At 73.5% G+C, this 15,687-nt stretch carries 16 protein-coding genes; 2 read left to right on the forward strand and 14 right to left on the reverse strand.

Going from position 1 to position 15,687, the window contains the following annotated elements; translation table 11 throughout:
- Window positions 1-292: 292 nt before the first annotated feature.
- The 13 genes from AVW11_RS20420 to hrcA all read right to left on the reverse strand — a co-directional run bounded on the left by AVW11_RS20420 (window position 293) and on the right by hrcA (window position 12,427).
- Entirely contained in the window at window positions 293-1,582 is a 1,290-nt protein-coding gene (locus AVW11_RS20420) for a WxL domain-containing protein (protein WP_240528219.1), read from the reverse strand.
- A 226-nt stretch (window positions 1,583-1,808) separates the two neighbouring features.
- Entirely contained in the window at window positions 1,809-2,165 is a 357-nt protein-coding gene (locus AVW11_RS20425) for a cytidine deaminase (RefSeq protein ID WP_030840926.1), read from the reverse strand.
- A 70-nt stretch (window positions 2,166-2,235) separates the two neighbouring features.
- Window positions 2,236-2,589, reverse strand: coding sequence for an MmcQ/YjbR family DNA-binding protein (locus tag AVW11_RS20430; RefSeq protein ID WP_076045171.1), 354 nt, complete (start codon window positions 2,587-2,589; stop codon window positions 2,236-2,238).
- A complete protein-coding gene (locus AVW11_RS20435) occupies window positions 2,586-3,890 on the reverse strand; it encodes a hemolysin family protein (protein WP_030840918.1) in 1,305 nt (434 codons plus the stop codon). Before AVW11_RS20435 ends, AVW11_RS20430 begins: the two co-directional genes overlap by 4 nt.
- Entirely contained in the window at window positions 3,887-4,384 is a 498-nt protein-coding gene (gene ybeY / locus AVW11_RS20440; RefSeq protein ID WP_030840915.1) for an rRNA maturation RNase YbeY, read from the reverse strand. Before ybeY ends, AVW11_RS20435 begins: the two co-directional genes overlap by 4 nt.
- A 13-nt stretch (window positions 4,385-4,397) precedes the next feature.
- Window positions 4,398-5,438, reverse strand: a complete 1,041-nt coding sequence (locus tag AVW11_RS20445) for a PhoH family protein (RefSeq protein WP_076045173.1) — start codon at window positions 5,436-5,438, stop codon at window positions 4,398-4,400.
- Window positions 5,439-5,588: 150 nt separating this feature from the next.
- Window positions 5,589-6,683: a carbohydrate kinase family protein gene (locus AVW11_RS20450; protein ID WP_030840909.1), complete on the reverse strand. Its 1,095-nt coding sequence runs from the start codon at window positions 6,681-6,683 to the stop codon at window positions 5,589-5,591.
- Between the two features lie 251 nt (window positions 6,684-6,934).
- Window positions 6,935-7,840 carry a ribonuclease Z gene (locus tag AVW11_RS20455; protein ID WP_030840906.1) on the reverse strand — a complete coding sequence of 302 codons (906 nt, stop codon included), beginning with the start codon at window positions 7,838-7,840 and terminating at the stop codon, window positions 6,935-6,937.
- A gap of 3 nt (window positions 7,841-7,843) precedes the next feature.
- Window positions 7,844-8,203, reverse strand: a complete 360-nt coding sequence (locus AVW11_RS20460) for a histidine triad nucleotide-binding protein (protein ID WP_030840903.1) — start codon at window positions 8,201-8,203, stop codon at window positions 7,844-7,846.
- A 78-nt stretch (window positions 8,204-8,281) separates the two neighbouring features.
- A complete protein-coding gene (locus AVW11_RS20465) occupies window positions 8,282-9,025 on the reverse strand; it encodes a 16S rRNA (uracil(1498)-N(3))-methyltransferase (protein WP_060178060.1) in 744 nt (247 codons plus the stop codon).
- Complete coding sequence (locus AVW11_RS20470) at window positions 9,022-10,113, reverse strand: nitronate monooxygenase (protein WP_037832505.1); 1,092 nt, start codon at window positions 10,111-10,113, stop codon at window positions 9,022-9,024. The genes AVW11_RS20465 and AVW11_RS20470 overlap by 4 nt, the downstream gene beginning before the upstream one ends.
- 157 nt (window positions 10,114-10,270) lie before the next feature.
- Window positions 10,271-11,410: a molecular chaperone DnaJ gene (gene dnaJ, locus AVW11_RS20475; protein ID WP_030840893.1), complete on the reverse strand. Its 1,140-nt coding sequence runs from the start codon at window positions 11,408-11,410 to the stop codon at window positions 10,271-10,273.
- Window positions 11,411-12,427, reverse strand: coding sequence for a heat-inducible transcriptional repressor HrcA (gene hrcA, locus AVW11_RS20480; protein ID WP_030840891.1), 1,017 nt, complete (start codon window positions 12,425-12,427; stop codon window positions 11,411-11,413).
- A 162-nt stretch (window positions 12,428-12,589) separates the two neighbouring features.
- Between hrcA and AVW11_RS20485 the strand changes: the two genes are divergently transcribed.
- Window positions 12,590-13,309 carry an MBL fold metallo-hydrolase gene (locus AVW11_RS20485; protein ID WP_076045175.1) on the forward strand — a complete coding sequence of 240 codons (720 nt, stop codon included), beginning with the start codon at window positions 12,590-12,592 and terminating at the stop codon, window positions 13,307-13,309.
- Between the two features lie 34 nt (window positions 13,310-13,343).
- Window positions 13,344-14,153 carry a DUF3097 domain-containing protein gene (locus tag AVW11_RS20490; RefSeq protein ID WP_060178058.1) on the forward strand — a complete coding sequence of 270 codons (810 nt, stop codon included), beginning with the start codon at window positions 13,344-13,346 and terminating at the stop codon, window positions 14,151-14,153.
- A 188-nt stretch (window positions 14,154-14,341) separates the two neighbouring features.
- On the opposite strand, the gene hemW is transcribed toward AVW11_RS20490, so the two are convergent.
- Window positions 14,342-15,574 carry a radical SAM family heme chaperone HemW gene (hemW, locus tag AVW11_RS20495; protein WP_076045177.1) on the reverse strand — a complete coding sequence of 411 codons (1,233 nt, stop codon included), beginning with the start codon at window positions 15,572-15,574 and terminating at the stop codon, window positions 14,342-14,344.
- Between the last annotated feature and the right edge of the window lie 113 nt (window positions 15,575-15,687).

The raw sequence follows: 15,687 nt of genomic DNA on the forward strand, positions 1-15,687 counted from the left end.
CCGTCGCGGGCGGTGTTGTAGGCGTCGGCCGCGTAGAGGCGGAAGGTGCGGGGGCGGTCGCTCCGGTTGGTGACGGCGACGGCGTCGGCGACGCTCTGCCCGGGCGCGGCGGCCAGGTAGAAGTACGGGCGCCGGCCCACGGCGTTCGCGGCGGGCAGGACGGACCACTGGCCGTCGTCCGCGGACGCCGTCCCGGCGGGCAGCAGTACGAGGCCCCACGCGGCGGCGGCCGTTGCCGGCAGGGCGGCGAGCCGGACCCCGCGCCGGCGGGGCCGGCGGGCCTGGATCGCGGTCACGACAGGGTCAGCGTGAGGACCGCCGTGTAGGCGCCCGGCGGGGTGTACGGCGGCACGTGCAGGGTGACGGCGGCGTCGATCGTGAAGGTGCCGCCGACCAGCGGGGCGTCCGGGGCGGAGGCCAGCAGGGCCCCCTCCGGGCCGACGACGCCCGCGCTGCCCGGCGTACAGGGGCTCAGGCTGCCGGGGGCCGCCGCGCACGACGGGGTCCAGGTCAGGGAGGCGCCCGGGATGCGGATCCCGCCGGGTCCGGTGAAGTCGGAGACCTTGCCGGTCAGGGACCAGCCGGCCGGTCCGCCGCGGGCGTCGGTGACGGTCACCGTGCCGATCCGGCCGGGGGCGGCGGCGCCGTCCCCGTACGCGACCGCGCCCAGGGTGATGTCCTCGCCCGCCTGTGTCACGCCGAGCCCGCCCGGCTCGACGGTCGCGGTGACCTTCCGGGTACCGGGAGGCGGCGGGGCGGCGTCGACGACCGTGTACGCGGCCGGCGCGGAGCCCTGCCGCGCGGACCAGGCCGCGCCCTCGTAGGCGACCACCGCGGTCGTCGCCCGGTCCGTGACCGGCAGCTCCACCACGGCCGCGCCCAGGCCGTCGGCGGTGGCGCGCACCCGGTCGGCGGTCTCGGCGGCGCCCGCCCGGCCGGCGACGGTCACGGCGGCGCCCGGGGGGAAGCCGGCGGCGGTGACCCGGACCGGGGCTCCGGGCCTGCCGTGGGCGGAGGCGAGGAAGACGCTGCGCAGGTTGGCCGTGGGCAGGTCGGCGGCGGCGAGGCGGGCGGAGACGGGGGCGGCGGCCGCAGCGGCGGTGCAGGCGGTGTCGAGGTCGAGCAGGTGGCGGGTGTGCAGGGTGTAGGGGCCGGGGGTCAGGGTGGTCTCGCCGGGCGCGGTGACGGTGAAGGTGCCGGTCATCGTGACGGCGGGCAGCGGCGCGCCGGCCGGGACGGGGTCGTTGCGCTTCGCGCCGACGACGGTGACCTCGCCGCTCTGGGCGCCCGCGAGCAGGATCCGGCCGGTCGGGGTGAGGGTGTCGGCCGGGAGTTCGCCGCCGACCGGGTTGCGGGCGGGGGTCCTGAGCACCTGGTAGGTCACGGTGACGGTGTCGCCGACCCGGGGGGCCGGGTCGTCCACGGTGATCCGGGCGGTGCTCTGCCCGTCGGCGGGCGGGAGTCCGGCCTCCTGGGGCGCCAGGCACTGCGTGGGGAAGTCCACCTGCCCCGGGGGCACCTCGCCCTCGGCCGCGGCGGGTGCGCCCAGGGCGCCGCCGGCCGTGGCCGCGAGTGCGGCCACGCCGACGGCTGCCGACCATCTCCGGTTCCGCGTCCGTGTTCGCACTGCCCGCCCCCTGGGTTCCCTCGCTCCGAGCCCCGCGCAGGGGGCCATTCACGAGCGGGAGGCGGGAGAAGTCAATGCCCGGACCCGGCAGGAACTGATGGCCCATCAGGAGATGGGAGGGTGCCGCCCGCCCCGCCGGCGGTATCCGGCTCGGCCGGCCGGGGCGCGGCCTGGGGTGCGGTTACGGGCCGGCCGGGGTGGTGGACTTAAGGGTGCCGTCCGGGGCGGCCAGGAGGACCGGGGTGTCCGGGCCGCCGAGGTCGCGGACGGCCGCTCGGTCGGACGCGGCCGGGGCCTCGGCCGCGCTCACGACGGCGGCGGCCTCCAGGGACCGCGCGCCGCTGGCCACGGCCATCGCGACCGCCGTCTGCAGCGCGCTCAGCTTCAGGGAGTCGAGCTCCACCGTGCCCGCGACGTACGTCCGTCCCGTCTCGTCCCGCACCGCCGCCCCCTCGGGCACCCCGTTGCGGGCCCGGGCGCTGCGCGCCAGCGTGATGATCTTGCTGTCCTCGGGGTCGATCCCGGTGCTCTCCGTCATGGTCGAAAGCATAGGGAGCGCCGCTGCCCGGCCGTGCAACGACCCCGCCGCGGCCCGGCCGCGGCCCCGCTCACGGCCGGTCCAGCCTCAGGCGCTCCGCCCGCGGCAGCCCCGCCACCACCAGGTCGTAGGAGTCCTCGACGAGCTCGCGCAGCATCGCGTCGGGGATCCCGCCCACGGTCACCGTGTTCCAGTGCCGCTTGTTCATGTGATAGCCCGGCGCGATCGCCTCGTGCTCGTCGCGCAGCCGTACCGCCAGCTCCGGCTCGCACTTGAGGTTGACCTTCAGCGGCTCGGCGTCCAGCGCGCTGAGCGCGAACATCTTGCCCTTCACCTTGAACACCGAGGTCTCCGGGGTGAAGGGGAACTCCTCCACCGCCGCGTTGAAGCTTAGGCAGAACTCCCGCAGCTGCGCCGGGGTCATTCCCCCTCCTCCCCCGCGGCCTCCGCCGCGGCCACCGGTTCGACCAGCACCGTCACGATCTTGTTCCGCCGGCCCGCCGGCGACTCGGCCGTCAGCCGCAGCGGACGTCCGTCGGGCAGTTCCACCACCGCGGAGGCACCCGCGATCGGCACCCGGCCCAGCGCCTTCGCCAGCAGTCCGCCGACCGTCTCGACGTCCTCGTCGTCGAAGGCCTCGACCTTGAACAGCTCGCCGAGGTCGGTGATGTCCAGGCGGGCCGTGACCCGGTAGCGGTCCTCGCCGAGGTCCTCGACCGGCGGGAGCTCCCGGTCGTACTCGTCCGTGATCTCGCCGACGATCTCCTCGAGGATGTCCTCGATGGTGACGATGCCGGCCGTGCCGCCGTACTCGTCGATCACGACGGCCACGTGGTTGCGCACCTGCTGCATCTCGCGCAGCAGATCGCCCGCGTTCTTGGTGTCCGGCACGAAGACGGCCGGCCGCATCGCCGTCGACACCAGGTCCGACTCGGCTTCCCGGTTGATGTGCGTCTTGCGGACCAGGTCCTTCAGGTAGACGATCCCGACGATGTCGTCCTCGTTCTCCCCGGTGACGGGGATGCGGGAGAAACCGGAGCGCAGGGCGAGCGTGGTCGCCTGACGCACCGTCTTGTAGCGCTCGATGCACACCAGGTCGGTGCGCGGCACCATGACCTCGCGCACGAGGGTGTCACCGAGTTCGAAGACCTGGTGCACCATCCGGCGCTCGTCGTCCTCGATGAGCGATTCCTTCTCGGCGAGGTCGACCATCGCCCGCAGCTCCGCCTCGGACGCGAAGGGTCCCTTGCGGAAGCCCTTGCCGGGGGTGAGGGCGTTGCCGATGAGGATCAGCAGCTGCGGGATCGGCCCCATGATCCTGGCGAGCGGTACGAGGACGTACGCGGCCGCCGTCGCCGTGTTCAGCGGGTGCTGGCGGCCGATCGTGCGCGGGGAGACGCCCACGGCGACGTAGGAGACCAGCACCATCACGGCGATGGCCACGAGCAGCGCGGTCCAGTTCTCGCCGAACTCGTCGAGGCAGACGTAGGTGACGAGGACTCCGGCGGCCATCTCGCAGGTGACCCGGACCAGCAGCGCCACGTTGAGGTAGCGGGTGGGGTCGCCGGCGACCTGCGCGAGCTTCTCGCTGCCGCGCCTGCCCTCCCGTACGGCCTGCTCGGCGCGGAAGATCGAGATACGGGCGATGCCGGACTCCGCGCACGCCGCGAACCAGGCCACGACCACCAGCAGCACCGCGCCGGTGATCAGCTGCGGGGCGCTCACGAGACGGTGGGAGCCGGGGACGGGCCGGTCAGCCCGCGCTCACCGCGCCATCCGTCCACGATGGCCGCCTGGAGGCCGAACATCTCGGCCTTCTCGTCCGGCTCCTCGTGGTCGTATCCGAGCAGGTGCAGCACCCCGTGGACGGTCAGGAGCTGGAGCTCCTCGTCCATGGAGTGCTGCGTCGGGGCTTCCTCGCCCTGCTTCTTCGCGACCTCGGGGCAGAGCACGATGTCGCCGAGGAGCCCCTGCGGGGGCTCGTCGTCGTCCTTCGACGGCGGACGGAGCTCGTCCATCGGGAAGGACATGACGTCGGTCGGGCCCGGCAGGTCCATCCACTGGATGTGGAGCTGCTCCATCGCGTCCTCGTCGATGACGATGACGGAGAGCTCCGAGAGCGGGTGGATCCGCATCCGGGTGAGCGCGTAGCGGGCGATGTCGAGGATCGCCTGCTCGTCGACCTCGGTTCCGGACTCGTTGTTGACGTCGATCGACATGGTGCGCTGGGTTCTACTTCCGCTGGTATCCGGTGGCGGCCTGCCGGCCGTCGTCGTACTTCTCGTACGCGTCGACGATACGGCCGACCAGCTTGTGCCGGACGACATCATCGGACGTGAGCCGGGAGAAGTGGATGTCGGGTACCCCGTCGAGGATCTCCTGAACCTGGCGCAGACCGCTCTTGGCCCCGCCCGGAAGGTCGATCTGGGTGATGTCACCGGTGATCACGATCTTCGAGTCGAAGCCGAGCCGGGTCAGGAACATCTTCATCTGCTCGGTGGTCGTGTTCTGGGCCTCGTCGAGGACCACGAACGCGTCATTGAGGGTCCTGCCCCTCATATATGCCAGGGGGGCCACCTCGATCGTGCCCGCCGCCATCAGCCGCGGGATCGAGTCGGGGTCGAGCATGTCGTGCAGCGCGTCGTAGAGCGGGCGCAGGTAGGGGTCGATCTTGTCGAAGAGGGTGCCCGGCAGGAAGCCGAGCCGCTCCCCCGCCTCGACGGCGGGCCGGGTCAGGATGATCCGGCTGACCTGCTTGGACTGGAGGGCCTGGACCGCCTTGGCCATGGCGAGGTAGGTCTTTCCGGTACCGGCGGGGCCGATGCCGAAGACGATCGTGTTCTTGTCGATCGCGTCGACGTACCGCTTCTGGTTGAGGGTCTTGGGGCGGATGGTGCGGCCGCGGCTGGAGAGGATGTTCTGGGTGAGCACCTCGGCGGGCGTCTCGGGCCCGTCCCCGTTGCCGTTCGCGCTCGCCTTGAGCATGGCGATCGAGCGTTCCACTGCGTCCTCCGTCATCGGCTGCCCGGTGCGGAGCACCAGCATCATCTCGTCGAACAGTCGCTGGATCAGGGCGACTTCCGCCGCCTCGCCGATCGCGCTGACCTGATTGCCCCGAACATGGATGTCGGCCTTCGGGAAGGCCTTCTCGATCACGCGCAACAGGGCGTCGCCCGAGCCGAGCACCATCACCATCGGGTGCGTCGCCGGTACGGTGAAGTGCGCTCGCGCCTGCCCCGGCGCGGGGATGTGGACTGTCGATGTCTGAGTCATGGGCCGGCACTGTGGCCTGCGCATACCTCCTGCTGAGGGGCCGCGCCGATCGACGACCTCCGGAGTACCAAGCGTACGTCGCCGCCGCTTCTTCCCCGAGGGGTTTTCAACCGCCCGCCCCGGCCTGCGACGGGCTCCGCAGTCCCCCGGCTACGCGGAGTGGCGAAAGCCGATGGTCGGCACGGCCCGGCGCCGGGCGGCCGGGGTCGCGGCCTGCGGGATCAGGTCGTCCAGGAAGCCGTAGCGGCCGCGCAGCGCGTGCGGGGCCGCCCGCCACCAGTGGGCCACCTCCGGCCAGCCGGGAGCCGACAGGGAGCCGCCGAACTCCTGGACCGACAGGGCCGCGGTCAGCCCTGCGAAGGCCAGCCGGTCCGCCAGCGGCCAGCCCGCCAGGGTGCCGGTGACGAAGCCCGCCACGTAGACGTCGCCCGCCCCCGTCGGGTCCAGCGCCTCCACGGCGATTCCCGGGACGTGCGCGGTCTCACCGGTGTGCCCGTCGACCGCGTACGAGCCCTCCGCGCCCATGGTCACCACCGCGATGGGGACCTTCTCGGCCAGTGCGCGGGCGGCCGCCCGCGGACAGTCGGTGTGCGTGTACCGCATCGCCTCGCCCGCGTTCGGCAGGAAGGCCTCGCAGTGCTCCAGGTCGGCCAGGGCTCCCAGGTCCCACCGCCCGCTCTCGTCCCAGCCCGTGTCCGCGAAGACCCGGGCGCCGCGCCGGGCCGCGTCGCCGATCCACTCCTCGCCGCGGCCGGGGCCCAGGGAGGCCACGGCTGCGCGGGCTCGGGGCGGGCACTGCGGCAGGGGCCCGGGGTCCGCCGGCGGCGGGGCCTCGTGGCCGTGCGAGACCATCGTGCGCTCGCCCTCGTAGGCCATCGACACCGTGACGGGGCTGTGCCAGCCGGGGACGATCCGCGACATGGACAGGTCGATGCCCTCGCCCTGCTCCAGGGCGTCCCAGCAGTACTCGCCGTAGTGGTCGTCGCCGAAGGCGGCGGCGAGCGAGGTACGCAGGCCGAGCCGGGCCAGGGCGGTGGCCATGTTGGCGACGCCGCCGGGGCTGGAGCCCATGCCGCGCGCCCAGGACTCCGTACCGCGCACCGGCGCCGAGTCGAGGCCGGTGAAGATGATGTCGAGGAAGACCGTCCCGGTCAGGAAGACGTCGCAGCCCGGTTCCTCCGGGTCGCGCAGCGGACCGAGCGGGTCCACGGCTGCGGTGCGGCTGTCGAGGTCCCGACTGGTCACGGTGGTCTCCCCGGTTGGTCTCGAAGGGCCGATTCTCGGTGAAAGCTGCCAGGTCTCCCCACCAGGTGCGGGATCAAAACCCAGTGTGACGCAGGTCACCCGGAACATGCCCGGCGACCCGATCACCGCAACCCGCGGGGCCCGGGCCCGGGACGACGTGCGCCCCGGGCCGCCCGCCTCTGCCCGCGTCAGCCCGGCGTCGGCGCGCGTCAGCCCGGCGTCGGCCCGCGTCAGCCCGGCGTCGGCCCGTGTCAGCCCCGCTTCGGCAGTGGCACCCTGGTCAGGTCCGCGGCCACGGTGAGCTCCCCCTCGAAGCCCGCGGCCCGCGCCTGGCGTTCGAACTCCGTCGGGTCGGTGTACCGCTGCGAGAAGTGCGTCAGCACGAGGTGCCGTACGCCCGCGTCCCGCGCCACCCGCGCCGCCTGGCCGGCGGTGAGGTGCCCGTGGTCGGTGGCGAGCCGTTCGTCCTCGTCGAGGAAGGTCGACTCGATCACCAGCATGTCGCAGCCCTCGGCGAGCTCGTCCACGCCGGTGCAGAGCCGGGTGTCCATGACGAAGGCGAAGCGCTGCCCGGGCCTGGGCTCGCTGACCTCCTCCAGCGTGACCCCGCCGAGGCTCCCCTCCCGCTGGATCCGCCCCACGTCGGGCCCCTTGATCCCGTGGCGGGCGAGCAGTTCGGGCACCATCCGGCGCCCGTCGGGTTCGGTGATCCGGTAGCCGAAGGACTCCACGGGGTGCGAGAGCCGCCGGGTCTCCAGCACGTACGAGGCCCCCTGCGCCACCGGCCCGTCCCCGGACACCGGTTCCTCCAGGAGTGGCACGGTCTCCCGGTAGGCCGTGGCGTACCGGAGCCGGTCGAAGAACTTCTGCCCCGACGCCGGGTAGTGCGCGGTGACGGGGTGCGGGACCTGGTCGAGGTTGATCCGCTGGATCACCCCGGCGAGGCCGAGGCTGTGGTCGCCGTGGAAATGGGTGATGCAGATGCGGTTGATGTCGTGCGCGGCGACCCCGGCGCGCAGCATCTGCCGCTGCGTGCCCTCGCCCGGGTCGAAGAGGATGCCCTCCCCGTCCCAGCGCAGCAGGTAGCCGTTGTGGTTGCGGTGGCGGGTGGGCACCTGGCTGGCGGTGCCCAGCACCACGAACTCTCTGACGGACACGTGCTATCCCGGCGGCCACTGGAGGCCGCGGCCGCCCAGGACGTGCGCGTGGGCGTGCCAGACGGTCTGTCCCGCCCCGGAGCCGGTGTTGAAGACGATCCGGTAGCCGTGGTCGTCGATCTTCTCGTCGGCGGCGACCTGTGCGGCCTCACGCAGTATGTCGGCGGCCACGCCCGGCTCGGCGGCCGCGAGCGACGCGGCGTCGGGGTAGTGCACCTTGGGGATGACGAGCACGTGCGTGGGCGCCTGCGGGTTGATGTCCCGGAAGGCGACGGTGGTCTCGCTCTCCCGGACCACCGTCGCCGGGACGGCCCCTTCGACGATCTTGCAGAACAGGCAGTCGGCCTGCGGTTCCCCGGCCATTGCGCACCCTCCCGTGACGTTGATCGGTCCGGGCATCGTATCCAGCCGGGGCCCGTCGCGGGCATGCGTTTCGGCCGGTCAGGCCCAGCGTCCGGTACGGGCCAGCAGGACCGCCGCGGCCGCGGTCCCGGCGGTGGAGGTCCGCAGCACCGAACGGCCCAGGCGGTGGGGGTGCGCCCCTGCCGCGGCGAAGACCTCGAGCTCCTCCGGGGAGACGCCGCCCTCCGGGCCGACCACCAGGACGATGGAGCCGCCGGCGGGCAGCTCGGCCGTGGCCAGGGCCTGCGAGGGGGTGTCGCGGTCCTCGTGCAGGACCATCGCCAGGTCGGCCCCGGCCAGCAGCGAGGCGACCTGCTTGGTGGACATGGCCTCGGCGACCTCCGGGAAGCGGACCCGGCGGGACTGCTTGCCCGCCTCGCGGGCCGTGGCCCGCCACTTGGCCAGGGACTTGGCCCCGCGGTCGCCGCGCCACTGCGTGATGCAGCGCGAGGCCTGCCAGGGCACGATCGCGTCCACGCCGGTCTCGGTCATGGTCTCGACGGCCAGTTCGCCCCGGTCCCCCTTGGGCAGGGCCTGGACCACGGTGATGCGGACCGCGGGCTCCTCCTCACGGCCGGCGGCGGCGACCGCCACGACGAGCCGGTCCTTGCCCTCGGCCGCCTTGACGACCCCCTCCGCCCAGCCGCCGCGGCCGTCCGTCAGGACCACCTGCTCGCCCGGGTTCAGCCGCTTCACGGACACCGCGTGCCGGCCCTCCGGGCCGTCCAGGACGAACTCCGCCCCTGTGGGGACCTCTTCGACCACGAACACCGGGGCCGTCATGACGCACTCCTCATCTGCATTTCCTTCAACATCTGCTGCGCCTGGGCCAGTTCGGCCGCCAGCACCTCCACCAGCTGCGCCGCCGGCAGCGCCCGCGCGAGCCGGTGCCCCTGGCCCGCCCACAGGGCCATTCCCTGCGCGTCGCCGGCCGCGGCGGCCGCCTTGCGCAGCCCCGACGTCAGGTGGTGGACCTGGGGGTAGGCGGCCGGGGCGTAGGGGCCGTGTTCCCGCACGAAGCGGTTGACCAGCCCCCGGGCCGGCCGCCCGGAGAAGGCCCGGGTCAGCTCCGTCCGGACGAAGAGCGGATCGGTCAGCGCCTTCTTGTGCACGGGGTCCGCACCCGATTCGGGACACACCAGGAAGGCCGTCCCGAGCTGCGCCGCCGCCGCGCCGGCCGCCAGCAGCGCGGCGATCTGCGCGCCCCGCATGACCCCGCCCGCGGCGATGATCGGCAGGGCCACGGCCTCGCGCACCTGCGCCACCAGCGTGAGCAGGCCGTGCGCCGCCGTGCCGTCGACCTGCGGGTCGTCCCGGTGGGTGCCCTGGTGGCCGCCCGCCTCGACGCCCTGGACGCAGACGGCGTCGGCACCCGCCTGCTGGGCGCTGCGGGCCTCCTCGACGGACGTCGCGGTGACGACGGTGTACGTGCCGGCCTTGCGCAGGGCGGCCAGGGCCGCGGGGGCGGGACAGCCGAAGGTGAACGACACCACCGGGACCGGGTCCTCCAGGAGGATGGCGAGCTTGGCGTCGTAGCCGTCGTCGCTGGTGCCGATGATGTCCTCCTCGGCGAGCGAGATCTCGTACCAGCTGGCCTCGCCGGCCAGCTGCCCGCGGTACGCCTCCACCGCGGCCGGGTCGACGTACCCGGTCTGCGGCATGAAGAGGTTGACGCCGAAGCGGTGCCGGGTGAGCGCCCGCACCTGTTTGATCTCCTGGTACATCCCGTCGGCGGTCTTGTAGCCGCCGGCCAGGAAGCCCAGGGCGCCGGCCTCGCACACGGCGGCGACGAGCGGCGGGCAGGAGGCGCCGCCCGCCATGGGAGCCTGCACGATCGGGTGGGGGGAGAGACCGTTCGCGGCGGTGGACATGGCTGCATCGTGCCACGTCCGGCCCAGGCCGCCGAATCACCGCATCCGCCTGGCATAGTCCCCTTCCCGGCGGGCGGACGGACTGCCTCCGGGGGAACGCGAAGAGCCCGGCCGGGGTCTGCCCGGGCCGGGCTCGATGCGGTTGTCCGCCGTGCGGTCAGCGACCGTTGAAGGCGTCCTTCAGGCGGCTGAAGAGGCCCTGCTGGCCCGGCGCGAACTGGCCCATGGGCCGCTCCTCGCCGCGCAGCTTCGCCAGCTGGCGCAGCAGTTCCTCCTGCTGGGCGTCCAGCTTCGTCGGGGTGGTGACCTCGACGTGGACGATCAGGTCGCCGCGTCCGCCGCCGCGCAGGTGCGTGACGCCGCGCCCGTGCAGCGGGATCGCCTGGCCGGACCCGGTTCCGGGCCGGATGTCGATCTCCTCCAGGCCGTCCAGCGTCTCCAGCGGGCACTTGGTGCCGAGCGCGGCCGCCGTCATCGGGATGGTGACCGTGCAGTGCAGGTCGTCCCCGCGCCGCTGGAAGGTCGGGTGCGCCAGCTCGTGGATCTCCACGTACAGGTCGCCGGCGGGGCCGCCGCCGGGGCCGACCTCGCCCTCGCCCGCGAGCTGGATCCTGGTGCCGTTCTCGACGCCGGCCGGGATCTTGACCGTGAGGCTGCGGCGGGAGCGGACCCGCCCGTCGCCCGCGCACTCGTGGCACGGGGTCGGGACGACGGTGCCGAAGCCCTGGCACTGCGGGCAGGGGCGCGAGGTCATGACCTGGCCCAGGAAGGACCGGGTGACCTGCGAGACCTCACCGCGGCCGCGGCACATGTCACATGTCTGCGCCGAGGTGCCGGGGGCGGCGCCCTCGCCGGAGCAGGTGGTGCAGACGACGGCCGTGTCGACCTGGATGTCCTTGGTCGTCCCGAAGGCCGCCTCGTCCAGCTCCAGGTCGAGACGGATCATGGCGTCCTGGCCGCGCCGGGTCCGCGAGCGCGGGCCGCGCTGCGAGGCCTGGCCGAAGAAGGCGTCCATGATGTCGGAGAAGTTGCCGAAGCCGCCCGCGCCGAAGCCGCCGGCTCCGCCGCCACCGCCGGAGGCGGACAGCGGGTCGCCGCCGAGGTCGTAGACCTGCTTCTTCTGCGGGTCCGAGAGCACCTCGTAGGCCGCGTTGATCTCCTTGAAGCGCTCCTGCGTCTTCGGATCCGGATTCACGTCCGGGTGGAGTTCACGCGCGAGGCGCCGGAAGGCCTTCTTGATCTCGTCCTGCGATGCGTCGCGGCGCACGCCGAGAACGGCGTAGTAGTCCGTGGCCACTTACGACTCCGCCAGGATCTGTCCGACGTAACGTGCCACTGCGCGTACCGCTCCCATCGTTCCGGGGTAGTCCATGCGGGTCGGTCCGACCACGCCGAGTTTGGCGACCGTTTCGCCGCCCGAACCGTAACCGACCGAGACGACCGACGTGGAGTTGAGCCCCTCGTAGGCGTTCTCGTGCCCGATCCTTACGGCCATTCCCGACTCGTTGGCCTCGCCGAGCAGCTTGAGGAGCACGACCTGCTCCTCCAGCGCCTCCAGCACCGGCCTGATCGTCAGGGGGAAATCGTGTCCGAAGCGGGTGAGATTGGCGGTACCGCCGATCATCAGCCGCTCCTCCGCCTCCTCGACCAGGGTTTCGAGGAGCGTCGAGAGGACGGTGGAGACGGTGCCCCGGTCGTCGGCCTCGAAGGACTCCGGGAGGTCCTGGACGAGCGGCGGCACGTCGGTGAAGCGCCTGCCGACGACCCGGCTGTTGAGCCGGGCCCGCAGGTCGGCGAGCGCTGCCTCGCCGAAGGGGCTCGGGCAGTCGACGAGCCGCTGCTCGACGCGCCCGGTGTCCGTGATCAGTACGAGCATCAGGCGGGCGGGAGCGAGCGAGAGCAGCTCCACGTGCCGGACGGTCGACCGGGTCAGGCTCGGGTACTGGACGACCGCGACCTGACGGGTGAGCTGCGCGAGCAGCCGCACCGTACGGCCGACGACGTCGTCGAGGTCGACGGCCCCGTCGAGGAAGTTCTGGATGGCCCGGCGCTCGGGCGTCGACAGCGGCTTGACCCCCGCGAGCTTGTCGACGAAGAGGCGGTAGCCCTTGTCGGTGGGGATCCGGCCGGCGCTGGTGTGGGGCTGGGCGATGTAGCCCTCTTCCTCCAGCACCGCCATGTCGTTGCGCACGGTGGCGGGCGAGACGCCGAGCCGGTGCCGCTCGGTGAGCGCCTTGGAGCCGACCGGCTCCTCCGTCCCGACGTAGTCCTGGACGATGGCGCGCAGCACTTCGAGTCTGCGTTCGCTGAGCATCGCGCACACCTCCAGCGTGATCCGTTGCCGTGTCTGACGTGTTCTGCCGTGTTCCGGCGTTCGTTGGCACTCTGTGCGTTCGAGTGCCAGAGAGCCCCCGCTCAGTGTACGGCCGGGTGGTAAGACCCTGGCAAGGGAGGCCCGCCAGGGTAGCGTCGCGGCATGGACGTACGTTGGGAAGAGGCGGGCTGGGAACGGCTCACCGGAAGGGCCGGCCGGCGGCGCCTGCCGGTGTGGGACTGCACGGTGGGGCTGGTGGTGGGGGACGAGTCGGTCCTCCTGATCGACCCCGGCTCGTGCCTGCGCGAGGGCGCCGCGGTGCGGGCCGAGGCGGAGCGGCTGACGGGCCGGAGCGTGACCCATATCGCATTCACGCACGGCCATTTCGATCATGTCCTGGGGGCGGCCGCCTTTCCCGGCGCCGAGGTCTTCGGGGCGGTCGGGCTGGCCGCGCTGCTCGCGTCGGGCCGCGAGGAGCTGCGCGGGGACGCGGTGCGGCACGGGCTCGCGCCGGAGGAGGCGGCCGAGGCGGTGGAGCGGCTGGTGCTGCCCGGCCACCAGGTGTCGGGCGAGTGGACCCTGGAACTGGGCGGGGTGCAGGTGCTGCTGGCCAACGTCGGTCCCGGGCACACCGGTCACGACCTGGCGGTCTTCGTCCCGGGCGAACGCGAGACGGTGTTCTGCGGTGACCTGGTGGAGGAGTCGGGCGAGCCGTCGGCGGGCCCGGACGCGGTGCCCCGCCAGTGGCCCGCCGCCCTGGACCGGCTGCTGGCGCTGGGCGGCGAGGACGCGCTGTACGTGCCGGGTCACGGAGCGGTGGTCACCGCGGGGTTCGTGCGTGCGCAACGCGCCACACTGGCGGCCCGTTCCGGCGTGTCGTAGCGGGGAGGGGCGCGGCTCTCCTAGTGTCGGCCGGATGCGCGAGTACTCCCCCGACCTGACCCCGCAGTGGAAGCGACCCAAGGCCGTGCCGGAGGTCGCCGCGGAACCGGACCTGGTGGTCGAGGTGGCGGGTACGGACTTCTGCGGCGCGGTGGTGGCCTGCGAGGCGGGCACGGTGACCCTGGAGGACCGCTTCGGCAAGCGCCGGGTGTTCCCGATGGAGCCGCGGGCCTTCCTGCTGGACGGCGCGGTCGTCACCCTGGTCCGCCCGCCCCGGGGCCCGTCGGCGCCGGCCCGGACGGCGTCGGGGTCGATCGCCGTACCCGGCGCCCGGGCGCGGGTGGCCCGGGCGGGCCGGATCTACGTCGAGGGCCGGCACGACGCCGAGCTGGTGGAGCGGGTGTGGGGCGACGACCTGCGCATCGAGGGCGTGGTGGTGGAGTACCTGGAGGGCGTCGACGACCTCCCCGCGGTGGTGGCGGAGTTCGGTCCGGCCCCGGACGCCCGGCTGGGGGTGCTGGTGGACCACCTGGTGCCGGGCTCGAAGGAGTCCCGTATCGCCGCCTCGGTCGCCGCGACCTCGCCGGACGTGCTGGTGGTGGGCCACCCGTACGTGGACGTCTGGCAGGCGGTGAAGCCGTCGGCGCTGGGCATCGCGGCGTGGCCGGTGGTCCCGCGCGGCCAGGACTGGAAGACGGGCGTGTGCCGGGCCCTGGGCTGGCCGGAGAACACCGGGGCCGCCTGGCAGCACATCCTGTCCCGGGTGACGTCCTACAAGGACCTGGAGCCGACCCTGCTGGGCCGCGTGGAGGAGCTCATCGACTTCGTCACGGCCCCGGACTGATCTGCGGCAGGCCGGCGAACTCCGCGGTGTCGAGCGTCACGCCGAGGCCGTCGAGTGGGACCGGTTCTGCGAACGTGCCGGTCCGCGCCGTGCGGTAGTCGCCCTGGTCCCCTCCGCCGAACGGTTCGGTGAGCAGGGTGCACTTCGCTTCGAGGCCCGGATCAGCGCGGGTTCACCCGGGAGGGTGATCAGTCGACCAGGTCCCGGACCACCGCGTCGGCCAGCAGCCGTCCGCGCAGGGTCAGCACGGCCCGCCCGGCCTCGTACGGCGCGGGCTCCAGGAGCCCGTCCGCGAGGGCCTTGCGGGACGCCGCGAGGCCGGCCGGGGCGAGCAGGGACAGCGGGACGCCGTCCACGAGGCGCAGCTCCAGCAGGATCCGCTCCACGCGGCGGTCCTCCTCCGAGAGGAGTTCGCGCCCGGCGCCCGGGGAGCGGCCTTCGGCGAGGGCGGCGGCGTAGGCGCCGGGGTGCTTGACGTTCCACCAGCGGACCCCGCCCACGTGGGAGTGGGCGCCGGGACCTGCGCCCCACCAGTCGGCGCCGCGCCAGTACAGCTCGTTGTGCAGGCAGCGCCCGGCCTGCGAGGTGGCCCAGTTCGACACCTCGTACCAGGAGTACCCGGCCTGGGCCATCACCTCGTCGGCGATCAGGTAGCGGTCGGCGTGGACGTCGTCGTCGGTCATGGGGACCTCGCCGCGGCGGATCCGGCGGGCCAGCTGCGTGCCCTCCTCGACGATCAGCGCGTAGGCGCTGACGTGGTCCGGGCCGGCCCCGAGGGCGGCGGCGAGGGAGTCCCGCCAGTCCTGGTCGCTCTCGCCGGGCGTGCCGTAGATCAGGTCGAGGTTGACGTGATCGAAGCCGGCCGCGCGCGCCTCGGCGACGCAGGCCTCGGGGCGTCCGGGGGTGTGGGTGCGGTCCAGGACCTTCAGGACGTGCTGCTTGGCGCTCTGCATGCCGAAGGAGATCCGGTTGAAGCCGCCGGCGCGCAGCTCGGCCAGGTACGCCGGGTCGACGGACTCCGGGTTGGCCTCGGTCGTGATCTCGGCGTCGTCGGCCAGGCCGAACTCGTCCCGGATCGCGGCGAGCATCCGTACGAGGTCGGCGGCGGGCAGCAGCGTCGGCGTGCCGCCGCCGACGAAGACGGTGCGGACGGCCCTCGGGTCGTCGCCGAGCACCTTCCGCGCGAGCCGGACCTCGTCGATCAGGGTGTCGGCGTAGTTCTCGCGGGAGGCGAGTACGCCTCCGGTGCCCCGCAGCTCGGTGGCCGTGTAGGTGTTGAAGTCGCAGTACCCGCAGCGCGTGGCGCAGTACGGGACGTGCAGGTAGAAGCCGAGCGGCCGCTCCCCCGCGCCCGTCAGGGCGTGCGACGGCAGCGAGCCGTCTTCGGGCATGGGTTCACCGTCGGGGAGTGCGGAAGGCATACCCCCATCATCCCGCACCCGCCGGCGGGCTCCGCGCCGCTCTTCGGGGCGCGGGGTCCGCGGCGGGGTCCGGGAGGGCCGTGCGGGGCGGACCACCGCCCGCCCCGCACGGC

Source organism: Streptomyces amritsarensis (genome assembly GCF_001953875.1).
GTDB lineage: Bacteria > Actinomycetota > Actinomycetes > Streptomycetales > Streptomycetaceae > Streptomyces > Streptomyces amritsarensis.